The sequence below is a fragment of the Mycobacterium sp. Soil_C_30 genome (assembly GCF_057656995.1).
Genome location: NZ_JBDGJH010000003.1, coordinates 294935 through 306935, shown reverse-complemented (window position 1 = coordinate 306935; position 12001 = coordinate 294935). Strand labels below are relative to the sequence as shown.

At 67.9% G+C, this 12001-nt stretch carries 13 protein-coding genes; 6 read left to right on the top strand and 7 right to left on the bottom strand.

All coding sequences use genetic code 11. The annotated features are described in order from the left end of the window. The first annotated feature begins 4 nt into the window (after positions 1–4). Positions 5–922, top strand: coding sequence for a 2-hydroxyacid dehydrogenase (locus AC3A6P_RS07175; protein ID WP_487690143.1), 918 nt, complete (start codon positions 5–7; stop codon positions 920–922). Positions 923–925: 3 nt separating this feature from the next. On the opposite strand, the gene AC3A6P_RS07170 is transcribed toward AC3A6P_RS07175, so the two are convergent. The 3 genes from AC3A6P_RS07170 to AC3A6P_RS07160 form a co-directional block, all read right to left on the bottom strand. Continuing rightward, positions 926–1270: a VOC family protein gene (locus AC3A6P_RS07170; protein WP_487690140.1), complete on the bottom strand. Its 345-nt coding sequence runs from the start codon at positions 1268–1270 to the stop codon at positions 926–928. A gap of 71 nt (positions 1271–1341) precedes the next feature. Beyond that, on the bottom strand, positions 1342–2532 hold the full coding sequence (locus tag AC3A6P_RS07165) for a cellulase family glycosylhydrolase (protein WP_487690604.1): 1191 nt from the start codon (positions 2530–2532) through the stop codon (positions 1342–1344). Between the two features lie 394 nt (positions 2533–2926). Continuing rightward, positions 2927–3763, bottom strand: a complete 837-nt coding sequence (locus AC3A6P_RS07160) for an SDR family oxidoreductase (RefSeq protein ID WP_487690137.1) — start codon at positions 3761–3763, stop codon at positions 2927–2929. A gap of 91 nt (positions 3764–3854) precedes the next feature. Between AC3A6P_RS07160 and AC3A6P_RS07155 the strand changes: the two genes are divergently transcribed. Continuing rightward, the gene (locus AC3A6P_RS07155; RefSeq protein WP_487690134.1) at positions 3855–4580 is read left to right on the top strand and encodes an SHOCT domain-containing protein; all 726 of its coding nucleotides are present in this window, start codon (positions 3855–3857) and stop codon (positions 4578–4580) included. A gap of 204 nt (positions 4581–4784) precedes the next feature. Next, a complete protein-coding gene (locus AC3A6P_RS07150; protein WP_487690130.1) occupies positions 4785–5381 on the top strand; it encodes a TetR/AcrR family transcriptional regulator in 597 nt (198 codons plus the stop codon). 64 nt (positions 5382–5445) lie between these two features. Here AC3A6P_RS07150 and AC3A6P_RS07145 read toward each other — a convergent pair whose 3' ends face one another. Genes AC3A6P_RS07145 through AC3A6P_RS07135 form a run of 3 tightly spaced genes read right to left on the bottom strand, consistent with a single transcriptional unit; the run spans position 5446 to position 8235 of the window. Beyond that, the gene (locus AC3A6P_RS07145) at positions 5446–6633 is read right to left on the bottom strand and encodes an NAD(P)/FAD-dependent oxidoreductase (RefSeq protein WP_487690128.1); all 1188 of its coding nucleotides are present in this window, start codon (positions 6631–6633) and stop codon (positions 5446–5448) included. 9 nt (positions 6634–6642) lie between these two features. Continuing rightward, entirely contained in the window at positions 6643–7827 is a 1185-nt protein-coding gene (locus tag AC3A6P_RS07140) for an RNA polymerase sigma factor (protein WP_487690126.1), read from the bottom strand. After that, positions 7828–8235: a YciI family protein gene (locus AC3A6P_RS07135; RefSeq protein ID WP_487690123.1), complete on the bottom strand. Its 408-nt coding sequence runs from the start codon at positions 8233–8235 to the stop codon at positions 7828–7830. A gap of 158 nt (positions 8236–8393) precedes the next feature. On the opposite strand from AC3A6P_RS07135, the gene AC3A6P_RS07130 reads away from it, so the two are divergent. Then, entirely contained in the window at positions 8394–8867 is a 474-nt protein-coding gene (locus AC3A6P_RS07130; protein ID WP_487690120.1) for a DinB family protein, read from the top strand. A gap of 76 nt (positions 8868–8943) precedes the next feature. On the opposite strand, the gene AC3A6P_RS07125 is transcribed toward AC3A6P_RS07130, so the two are convergent. After that, complete coding sequence (locus AC3A6P_RS07125; protein WP_487690117.1) at positions 8944–9357, bottom strand: DoxX family protein; 414 nt, start codon at positions 9355–9357, stop codon at positions 8944–8946. A 376-nt stretch (positions 9358–9733) separates the two neighbouring features. Between AC3A6P_RS07125 and AC3A6P_RS07120 the strand changes: the two genes are divergently transcribed. Both AC3A6P_RS07120 and AC3A6P_RS07115 read left to right on the top strand, forming a co-directional pair. Continuing rightward, positions 9734–10438 (top strand): response regulator transcription factor, encoded by a 705-nt coding sequence (locus AC3A6P_RS07120; RefSeq protein ID WP_487690602.1) that lies wholly within the window; start codon positions 9734–9736, stop codon positions 10436–10438. Further along, positions 10438–11952: a sensor histidine kinase gene (locus AC3A6P_RS07115; RefSeq protein ID WP_487690600.1), complete on the top strand. Its 1515-nt coding sequence runs from the start codon at positions 10438–10440 to the stop codon at positions 11950–11952. Before AC3A6P_RS07120 ends, AC3A6P_RS07115 begins: the two co-directional genes overlap by 1 nt. Positions 11953–12001: the final 49 nt, after the last annotated feature.

Sequence of the window (12001 nt, the reverse complement as noted above, 5' to 3'; positions counted from 1 at the left end):
TGCGGTGAACTCCTCTCGACTCAAGGTCCTCGTTCCCGACCAGCTGGGCATGCGTGTGCTGGGCTCGGCTGCCACGATCGAGCCGGTGCGGTACGACGCCGGTGAGCCGTGGCCCGCCGACCACCTCGACGCGACGGTGGTGGTGGTCGGCTTGGACCACGCGGCTACCACCGGCGCACGCTTTGCCGATCTGCCGCAGCTGCGGCTGGTCCAGACGCTGCACGCCGGTTACGAACTGTGGCGGCCATACGTCCCTGACGGGGTGATGCTGTCGAATGGTCGTGGCGCACATGGCGGTTCGACTGCCGAGTGGGTGGTGGCGGTGCTGCTGGCCATCTACCGCGAGCTCCCGCTGTTCCGGGAGCAGCAGTCCGCAGGTGTCTGGCAGCCGAAGTACACCGACACGCTGCTCGGCAAGCGCGCCGTGATTCTCGGAGCCGGGGACCTGGCGACAAACCTCGCCGCGCGGCTGGCGCCGTTCGAGACCGAGGTGGTGCTCGTCGGCCGGACGGCCAGACCCGGCGTGCACGCTCTCAGTGAGGTCGACCGGCTGCTACCCGAGGCTGACATCGTGGTGTCGATGCTCCCCGACGACGCCTCGACCCGTCACCTGATCGGCGCCCGGTTCCTGTCCACGCTGCGGGACGGCGCCGTCGTGGTGAACGCGGGCCGGGGCAGTGCCGTGGACACCGACGCACTGATCCCCGAGCTGCGTTCGGGGCGGTTGCGTGCCGCCCTGGATGTCACCGATCCCGAGCCCTTGCCCGCCGGGCACCCGTTGTGGTCGGCGCCCGGTCTGCTGTTGACCCCGCATGTGGCCGGCAGCACCGCCGGCGCCGCAGAACGCGGGTACTCGGTGGCACTCGAACAGATCAGCGCCTACGCCGCTGGCGACCCGCCGCCGAATCTCGTCAGCACCTGAGGATCACAATTCCTGCGCCAGCACGACGGTGTTGCCGTCGGGGTCGCGCAGGGTCGCGATGCGGAACTGCTGGGTGGGTACCGTCTGTGCCTGCGGGACGTCGAGACCGCGATCGGCGATCTCGGTGAGCTCGGCATCCACGTCGTCGACACCGAGTGTGACGCTGCCCGCTCCGGCGTGCCCGGCGTCCTCGATCAGCTGGAGTCCACCGCCGCCGGGGAAATGCCACTCCACGTCATTGGGCATCGGCACCCGGTCCGGTTCCCGTCCCAGCAGAGCGGTCCACCAGACCCGCGCCGCGGCGAGATCAGCCGACGGCACAACGGCGTACGCAGTGGTGACAGCCACGGTTACCTCCCTCCGATTGGCGGCGCCCAGGCCGCTCCGTCACAGGGATAGACCCGGGCCCGCTGCGGTTCTCATCGCGGGCCGGTTTTCGCCCGGCGCGTGCGCCAGTCCGCATCGGGCCGCGCCGCGGCGGGCTTGAGGTTGCCGGTCAACTTCCGGATCGTGTGGATCTCCTCCTCGCGGTAGGGCCGGCCACCCGGGTACACCAGATCGTGGAACCACTCGCGCGGCGGCGTCGTATACGGGCGGTCCCAGGAGTCCCACGGCAGATTGGTCTGTGTCTTCCCGGTGATGAATCCCCAGTTGTAGGCGGCGATGTGGTGACGCTGCATGATCGGCAGAATTGTCTGCACCGTGCTGCCCAATGACCGGGCCATGTACTCCGTGCACAGGATCGGCCGCCCCAACGGCGCGAGTTCGGCGATTCGTCGTTCGAATCCCTCGGGTTCGGCATAACTGTGGAAAGAAATGACGTCGGAATTGTCGAGCTGAATCCGGACGATCGGCGTGCGGCGCCTGGCGTCTGCCCATTCACCGTCCCAGACACCGCTGGTCAACGGCTGAGCGGCATTGACCGAGCGCGCCCATCGAAAGACCTGCGGCAGCAATTCGGCGACCAATTCCAATTTGTCCCGGCGCTCCACCTGACGGTACTGGTCGGCGGGATTGTCGGGTTCATTCCACACGTCCCACCCGAGAACCCGTTTGTCATCCCGGAATTGCGTCATGACGCCCACCACGTAATCGCGCATCGTGTCGATGTAGCGGCGGTCGTCCAATCGTTCCGCTCCGGGGCTCTGCACCCAGCCGGAGTTGTGCACACCGGGCCGGGGCGCGCGTTGCGGCCCCAGTTTCGGAATCGGATCCCAGCACGAATCGAACAGGACGAAAAGAGGTTTGATGCCGCGGCGGTCTGCGAGGCGGACGAATTGCGCCAACCGGCGCGCAAAACCCTGACGGTCCTGCGTCCACAGCTGATCGTGCAGGAAGACACGAACGGTGTTGAGACCGATCAGCCGCGCCAGGCGCAACTCCGCGTCGATGCGACGGGGGTCATAGGTCTCGGGCTGGAACATCTCGAGCTGATTGATCGCCGTCGACGTGATGTAGTTCGCACCGACCAACCAGCCTTGAGCGCGATACCACCCGTGTGCGCGTTCCGGCGGCCAGGGGCCCGGGTCGGCCGCCGCCCTGGGGGCAAGCGCCAGGGCGGCGGGGACGGTTGCGACGAGCGGCAACTTGAGCAGGGTCCGGCGGCGCAGCTGGTTGACGTGACCGTCTCCGGTGATGTGCGTGAGCTCGCCTACCAAGTTGGCACCCTTCGAGATTCGTCGTTATCCGACCTTTTCCGAGCACGACGAACCCTCCTGCCATACGCACGTCGACGTGCAACGAGGAGGATCGTCACGTCCGATCCCGGACAAGTCGTGGCATACCGTCAAGCGGGTGTCGCCACTGCGACTTCGCGTACCCCCGCGCCGCAATCCCTACACGGGACCCGGACGCCACCCCCCGACGGTCATCTTAATGTCGCCACGCCCGCACGGTTCGTTACGCCCGCCGGCCAGTTGCGAGGATTCGCGATTTCCGGTAATGGGCCCAGTTGAGTTGTCCTACCTGGCTTTTCGCGAGACGACCAGCACTTTGACGACACCGTCAAGGCGTTTGCGAGGCCCGGGCGCGTTCCCTCACCGAAGCCACCACACCGCCGTCGTTCACGATGTCGGTGCCCGTCAAGTAGCCTGCCCTGGCGCTCGCGCAAAAGGCCAGCAGGTCGGCCATCTCCTCGGCGGTACCCCAGCGCGGCACCGAAGCATCGGCCACCATCGCGCCGGCGCCGGCCTGCTCTTCGAGCCGACCCATCTCGGTGTCTATCGAGCCCGGCGACACCGAGACGATGCGCAGCCCCCGCCGGGTGAAGCGCTCGGCCTGCGAACTGGAGTACCACTTCACGAAGCTCTTGCTCAGCGCGTACGCGAGGCCGGACCGCGCCTCTTGCGGCACGACGGCGCATGCCGACGCCATCGCGTCCAGGAACCGGCCCTCGTCGTCGAAGGCCAGCGGGAACTGCGCCGTGGGGACCAGGCTCTCCGGGATCAGGTGTGCGGCCATCGAAGCCACGTTGACGATGGCGGCGCCCTCGGCCGCGATGTCCCGGAACGCCTCGTTGACATTGAGCGTGCCGACCGCGTTCGTGCGCAGTACGTACCCGGCGTCGCCCATGCTGGGACTCACCCCGGCCGCATGGATCACCGACACCAGCGGGCCGAGCCGGGCCGCGCTCTCGAGAAGGCCGGTGACCGCCGCGCGGTCGACCACATCGCAGTTGATGATGGTCGACGCCACTCCCTGTCGCGTCAGTTCGGCGAGGGCACTGTCGAGCCGGTCCTGCCGCACATCGCACAGCACCACATGGTGATCGCGCCCGATGACCTTCGCCGTCGCCAGGCCCATCCCGCCCGCACCGCCAGTGATGACCGACACCTGTTGCATGACCCGACCGTATCGACCCCCGGGTTTCGCCCGCGGGGAAACGCGGTACGTGTCTAGCCAGCGGAACACCGACAAAGGAAGACTGTCGATCATGAAGGCACCTGTCACCCCGGAAGCCGAGAAAGCCGTCGCCGACATCGCCCGCCGGCACGGCCTGTCACCGGATTCGGTGTTGGCCATGCTGGTCGCGGTCCAAGCCGGCGGCGGCACCATGGCCCAGTTCTCCATACCCGAGCTCGGCGGGTCCGGGCAGTGGATGCGTGGTGGGATGACGATGGTGGGCGACATGTTCGACCACGCACTCAAGGCGCGGGTCGACGCGTTGTGCAACGAGCTGGCCCAGCTGCTGGCCACCACCACGGTGTTCGCGGCCTTCCCGGCCGGTGCGGGCACCTGGTGGCCCGCCGAGCTGGGGGTGCCCAGCTCCTCAGGTGGCCAGAACGATGCCCGGTATGCGGTGTTCCCCAGCACCCGCCGCCTGGCGATCCAGTTCAACGGCGTCACAAGGGTTTTTGACACCGGGGACCATCAGATCGGTGGCGTGCAGCAACAACAGGGCAGCGGCCCCGGGACGCTGAGCTTCACCAGCCAGTTCGGCACCTTCGATGTGTCCAGCCTGCGCGAACTCGGCCCTGCGCAGAGTTCTGGACCTCCCCCGGCGCAAGCTCCGGCGGCGGCCCCACCTCGGGCCGGGGGGCAAGGAGACTCGGCGACCATCATCGCGGCCATCGAATCGCTGGCCGACCTGCATCAGCGAGGCATCCTCACCGACCAGGAGTTCGCCGCGAAGAAGGCCGATCTACTCGACAGACTCTGAAAGGGCTGGAACTCGGCGGCCACGAGGCAGCGGGCTAGCTGCCCCTACAACTAGCCCGACGCGCTCGATGACGGCGACCCCTCAACGCCGAATCCGCCGCCGAGAATGATAAACGATGACGTACACAAAGGCATCCGAAGCAGCAAATCCCGGCGGGTACTCTTCCTGAGACAGTGACGAGGGAGGATGACAAGGGAGGATGCGGTGCCCAGCAAGTTGCCCCCGGGGCGGCACCGATTGACCCGCGAAGAGGTTGTCACCGATCAACGTCGGCGTATCGTCGCCGCGCTGGGCGAGGTGATGGCGGTGAAGGGCTACGCCGGCACCACAGTCGCCGACATCATCGAGCACGCCAAGGTGTCCAAGCAGACCTTCTACGAGCAGTACGACAGTAAGCAAGCGTGTTTCCTCGACGCTTTCGCCCGCATCCACGACCTGTTGTCGGAGTCGTCGTCTGCCGTGCCGGGATCGGCCACCGCGCTCGAAGTGTTCGACGCCGTGCTGCGCGAATATCTCGACACCATCGCCCGTAACGCGCCGATGGCGCGGCTCTACCTGATCGAGGTCTATGCAGCGGGGCCAGAGGCGTTGCGGGTGCGAATGGCGTTACAGCAGAACACCGTTGACGCCCTGGCGGCATTGGCCGGGGCCGAGTCCCGGGAAGGTAAGTTCGCCTGCCGGGCGTTGATCGCCGCGATATCGTCTCTGGTCACCCATGAGCTGGCCTCGAACGGGCCCGCCGGGGTCCGCGATCTGCACGCGCCTCTGATGGGCTTCGCCGAACGGCTGCTGGGCAGCTGAGGGTTCAGACCCTCGGCGTTCAGGAACGCAGCCGTGTCGTCGTAGGTCCTGAAGGCACCGGTGGTCACAGCCGGCCCTTGAGGATCAGATTCCAGTAGATCTGCGGCAGACCGAAGCGGTCGAAAGCCCACGCGGTGCGACGCGGTTTGAGCGGGTCCAGTGCCCGCGGCAGCGCCGACACGATGCCGGCCCGGTTGAATTCCGCGGCAATCAGGCGATGCGCATCGGTGGCCACCGGCGCGACCGTGTACCCGTCGTACTCGTCGAGCCGTGCACCGCGACGCGCGGCCGCGATGTTGTCGACGAGGATCGCCACCTGGCGGCGAAGCGCGCCGCCGGAAGGGTCGGTCTCCACCGATGCGCAGTCACCCACCGCCCAGACTGCTGCGTGCGCCCGATGCCGGAACGTCTTGGGGTCGACATCGACCAGCCCGTCGTCCCGCGCGGAGAGCCCGGATTCGGTGACCCATCGCGGCCCACGGAACGGGGGAACCAGGTGCAGCATGTCGTAGGGCATCTGCTCGGTACTGTTGTCCGCACGGGTCAACGTCAGCTCCCGCTGCTGCGGGTGCACCGCCGACACGGCCGTGTCCCACTCCACGTGCACGCCCAGTTCGCGCAGGAGATCACGCAGTCGCGCGTCGAGGTCCGGGACTCCGAGCAGCTGTGGGCGGTCGACGATCAACGAGATGGTGATCCCCCGCGGTCTGCGCTTCCAGTGCGCGGCCGCGAGGAACAACGGTTTGAGGGTGGTGCCGGTGCAACTGACCGGGGGTCGGGGCACCGTGAACACCGCGTGCCCGGACGCCGGAACCGTCCGCACCAGCTCCCAGGTCTTCTCCGCGCGGTTGAGGTAGTTGCTCGCCACGAACGGTGTGTCGAGTGCGGTGTCGATGCCGGGCAGCGCTTCATCGTCGGGCACCAGGCCCGCGCCGAGGACAAGATCGCGGTACTGATAGCTCTTCCCGCCCGCACACCGCACCGTGCCGCGTGCGGCGTCGACGCCGACCACCGAATCTCGGATCCAGGTGCACCCGCGCGGCGTCACCGACCGCTGCGTGCGCTCGGCGCTGCGCATCGAGGCCTGACCTCCGCCGACGTAGGACAGCAGCGGCCGGTAGGTGTGCACACTCTGCGGTTCGATGACACCCACGGCGCCGAAACCCTTCCGGAGCAATCGTGCCGCCGCACTGATTCCGGCGTTGCCGCCACCGATGATCAACACGTCGAAGGATTCATCGGTGGGGTGCATCACTGAGCTCTACCCGCTATCGAAGGGCCTCACCCGCGCGGCCGGGCGCTGGTGCAGTGCGGCGGCCCGCATCGTGAGGTGGTTTCGCTCCGCGACGTTCTGCGCTCGGGCGGCGGCCTCGGTGTAGAGCCGGGCCGCGAGCTCGATGTCCCCGGCTTTCTCGTGCAGATACGCCGCCGACGCGGTGTGCCGCGGCAGCGTCGGGTCGAGGTCGGCGAGCGCGGCCAGGCCCGCCCGGGGTCCGTCGGCCTCCCCCACCGCGACTGCGCGATTGAGCCGCACCACCGGGCTGTCGGTGAGCCGGCTCAGTTCGTCATACCACTCGACGATCTGCACCCAATCCGTCTGGTCGGCGGTCTGGGCATCGGCGTGGAGGGCGGCGATCGCCGCTTGGGCCTGGTATTCGCCGAGCCGGTCCCGCGCCAGGGCAGCCTGCAGAACGGCGACTCCTTCGGCGATGAGATCGGTGCGCCATCGACTGCGGTCCTGCTCGGCCAGTGGGATCAGGCTGCCGTCAGCGCGGGTGCGGGTCGGGCGCCGGGCATGGTGCAGCAGGAACAATGCGAGAAGCCCGGCGACCTCCTCGTCGTCGGTGCGCGCGGCGAGCTGGCGGGCCAGCCGGATCGCTTCCGCGGCCAGGTCCACATCGCCGCTGTAGCCCTCGTTGAACACGAGGTACAGCACTCTCAGCACGGTACGCAGGTCACCGGGTCGATCCAGCCGGACCGCGCTGACGGTCCGCTTGGCCCGGCTGATCCGCTGGGCCATCGTGGCTTCCGGCACCAGGTACGCCTGCGCGATCTGGCGGGTGGTGAGCCCGCCGACGGCGCGCAGTGTCAGCGCGATCGCCGACGAGGAGCTCAAACTCGGGTGAGCGCACAGGAAGTACAGCTGCAAGGTGTCATCGGCAGCCGCGGCCGGACCCGGCGCAGGCTCCTCGGCGACGTGCTGTTCACGGCGACGCCTGGCGACGTCGGAGCGGGTCACATCGAGGAAGCGCCGCCACGCGGTGGTGACCAGCCAGCCTTTCGGATCGTCAGGCACCCGCGTCGGCCATGTCTGGACCGCGTTGAGCAACGCTTCCTGAACGGCGTCTTCGGCGGTCGCGAAATCGGCCCCGCGGTGGACGAGGGCCGCCAGCACGCCGGGTATCAGGTCGCGCAGCGCAGCCTCGTCCACCGCAGTGTCGGCCATCTACTCGCTGACGGTCGGGGCGGCGGTCATGAACGGGCGGACCTCGAGCCACTCGTGGATCGGCTTACCGCCCGCCCCTGGCGCGGCGGAGAGTTCGCCGGCAAGCTCGAACGCCCGTTCCTGGGAGTCGACGTCGACGATCATGAAGCCCGCGATCAGGTCTTTCGTCTCGGCGAAGGGGCCGTCGGTCACGGGGGGCTTTCCTTGCCCGTCGTGACGGACCCACGCTCCTTCGGCCGAAAGGGCCTGGCTGTCCACATATTCACCGGTGCCCTTGAGGCGATCCGCGAAATCCTCCATGTACTGGATGTGCGCCGCGATCTCCTCGGGTGTCCACTGGTCCATCGGCACATCGTTGACCGATGCCGGCGCCCCGCGGTAGTGCTTGAGGAACAGGTACTTCGCCATGGATGTCTCCCTTTCGGTGTCGTGACCGCTTGTCGGTCACATACCCCTGGGACGGAGCGGCCATGACGATATCGACATCGGTGAAGCCGATTCTCGCGTTTTGCCCACTGAGCAAGGCGGGTTGAATTCTCACGAGTCCGTGTCCCACCCTTGCTGACATGACGGACTCACCGCCGCCGCACACCGGCCTCGCAGAACGGGACGTGCTGCTGGGGTTCCTCGACTACCTGCGCTCGTGCGTCATCGGCAAGGTCGAGGGTGCACCGGAGCCTCAGGTCCGGACCCCGGCTGTGGATTCCGGCACGAATCTGCTCGGACTGCTCAAGCATCTGGGCTACGTCGAGCGCTTCACCTTCTTGGGCGAAGCGGTGTCGGATTGGCCCTCGACCTTCCACGCCCGGGACGACGACACCGTCGACAGCCTGATCGAGGCATACCGGACGGCCATCTCCGCGGCCAATCACGTCATCGCCCGCTGCGACGACCTCGAAGCCCCGGCCGCGCGCCCCTCCCGAGGCAAGACGCCACCGTCGATGCGGTGGGCGTTGGTGCACATGGTCGAAGAAACAGGTCGGCACGCCGGCCACATGGACATCCTGCGGGAACTGATCGACGGCACCACCGGGCGGTAGGTCACCCGGTTGCGCCGTCGACACGTCCCCGCTCGCCTGTCCCGCAGAGGCGCTGTGCCGCAGCGGTTTTGAACCGTCAGCTGCGGCGCGACACGGCCAGCGCACCCGGACCGGTGAAAACCAGGAGCAGGAACACGAAGCAGAACAGCACCGCGGTCTCGCCGCCGTTGACGATCGGCCAGAAGCCTTCGGGGAAGTGCCGCCAGAAGTAGGCCACCGCCATCATGCCGGAGGCGACGAAAGCCGCTGCGCGGGTGAACAGGCCCAGGGCGATCAAAGCGCCCAGCACGATCTCGAGCGCGCCGGCCCACCACATGGGCCACGCACCGAACGCGGCCGGCGAGCCCTGCGGCCACCCGAACAGTTTGGCCGTGCCGTGCATCGCGAACAGCAGGGCCACCAGGATCCGGAAGACTCCGAGAGCCACCGGGGATTGTGACCGCAATCGGGCATCGAGCGTGGTGGCTGTGCCGGTGGTGTCGACGGACATGCGTGTTCTCCCCTTGGGTGTGCGTGTGAGCAGACGAAAGGTCCGGCATCACAGTTCGTTCTGCGGTCGCCGCGATGCGACCGAACTGCCGTCCTCCGACAATCGTCAGCAGCGCACACTCCGGTGTCACTGCTCTCATAGACGATTCACATGTCGACAGACCCGCACGTCACGTGGATTCGGTTGATGTGAAACAGCTCTCACACCGGCGCCGTTCGTGATCGCCGAGCCGGGGTCGCGGCACCGGTCCGGCGGCCTATGAAATGTCTATGAGGCCGGAGTCGAGCGGCCCGGCACGCGCGACAATGGCAGCGTGACGTCTGCGCCGGTGAACGAACAGGGCCCCCGCCGCGCCATCCTCGGGCAGTTGCCCCGGATGTACCGCGCCGACGGGTCGGCGATCCGCGTGCTGCTCGTCGACGACGAACGTGCCCTGACCAACCTGATCCGGATGGCTCTGCAGTACGAAGGCTGGGATATCGACGTCGCCCATGACGCGGCCGAAGCCGTCGAGAAATACCACGCCAACACGCCCGATGTCCTGGTGCTGGACATCATGCTGCCCGACACCGATGGGCTGGGCGTGCTGGCGCAGATCCGGGACTCGGGCACCTACACACCCACCCTGTTCCTGACGGCACGCGATTCGGTGTCCGACCGTGTCACCGGTCTGACCGCGGGCGGCGATGACTACATGACAAAGCCGTTCTCACTCGAGGAACTCGTCGCCCGGCTGCGCGGACTGCTGCGCCGGACCGCCTACCTGACTCCGAGCAATGAGGAATCACTCAAAGTGGGTGATCTGTCGCTCGATGCCGCGAGCCATCAGGTGACCCGCGGCGGCGAACCGATCGCTCTCACCTCCACCGAGTTCGATCTGCTGCGCTTCCTGATGCGCAATCCCCGGCGGGCGCTGAGCCGGCGCGAGATCCTGCAGCGGGTGTGGGAGTACGACTTCGGTGGCAGATCCAGCATCGTCGATCTGTACGTGTCCTACCTCCGCAAGAAGATCGACACGGGCCGCGAACCGATGATCCACACCGTGCGCGGCGTCGGCTACATGTTGCGGCCGCCTCAATGATGCGTATCTGGCGCAATTGGACTCTGCTCCGGCAGCTCGTCGTCGGTGTGTCCGTGGTGGTGATGCTCGCCCTGGTCACCGTCGGCACGATGTCGGTGGTGAGCCTGCGCGCATCGGTGCTGGGCATCATCGACAGCCAACTGGCCGGGGCGGCCGATGGCTGCAGTCAGTCGGTGGCCAAGTACCGGAGCACCCCCGGGCCCACGGGCGAACTCCCCGCTCCTGGCACCATGAAGCCCCTCACCAACCTCGTCGGGCAGGCGCCCGGCAACGTTGTCGCGCGCATTCAGGACGGCAGGGTGGTGGATTCGGCGTACTTCTCCGACGGCGAGGCCGAGCCCGCACCACCGTCGGCCGTCGCACAGATCGCGGAGATGTCGTGGACCGGTGAGCCGCCGCGCAGCGTCGAACTGCCCGGCCTGGGTTGGTACCGCATGGTCGGACGGCCCGGCGACGGTAACGAGATCCTGGTGACCGGGGTGTCCCGCACACCCGCGTGGGAGGCGATGGTCCGCGAGACCGCGATCGTTTCCGGGCTGACCGCGCTGGCGGTGGTGATCACCGCGTTGAGCACCGTCGCGATCGTCCGGTTCGCACTGCGCCCGCTGCGGCGGGTCGCCGCGACGGCCGCGGAGGTGGCCTCGCTGCCCCTCGATCGCGACAACCACGCGATCACCCCCCGGGTTCCGGCCGTCGACACCGATCCCCGGACCGAAGTGGGGCTCGTCGGCGACACGCTCAACCGGCTGCTCGACCACGTCGAGCGGGCACTGTCGGATGTGGCCGCGTCGGACCGGCGCATGCGCCAGTTCATCACCGACGCCAGCCACGAACTGCGCACTCCCCTGGCCGCCATCCACGGCTACGCCGAGCTGACCCGCCAGGACAGCTCGGTGCTGCCCGAGATGACGGAGTACTCACTGGCGCGCATCGAGGCCGAGACCCGCCGGATGAGTTCGCTGGTCGCGGATCTGCTGCTGCTGGCGCGGCTCGACGAGGGCCAGGATCTGGACGCAGGCGAAGTCGACCTCGCCGAGCTGGTGGTCGACGCGGTGAACGACGCGGCGGTCTCGGCGCCGGCACATCAGTGGTCGACCCAGGTGCCCGATGCGGCGGTCTGGGTGCGCGGCGACCGGGCGCGGCTGCACCAGACCCTGGCCAACCTGTTGTCCAACGCGCGGGTGCACACCCCGGCGGGCACCGCCGTGCGAACCACCGTGGCGACCGGGCGAGCCGACGACGGTGTCGCCTATGTCGAGGTGACGGTGACCGACGACGGGCCCGGGATCAACGAGGACCTGTTGCCGCATCTGTTCGAGCGGTTCGTCCGTGCCGACAAGTCACGCTCGCGGGAGGCGGGAAACTTCGGCCTGGGTCTGTCGATCGCCGCGTCCATCGTCGAAGCGCACGGCGGAACCATCGAGGCACAGTCCGGGGCCGGCATGACCACCTTCAGCATCCGGTTGCCCACGGTCGCCGTGGAGGAGACCGCGCCCGTGGCCGCGGCGCGGTGACCGGTACCCAATTCTCGCGATATCACACATTCGCCTTGATGCCGGTATC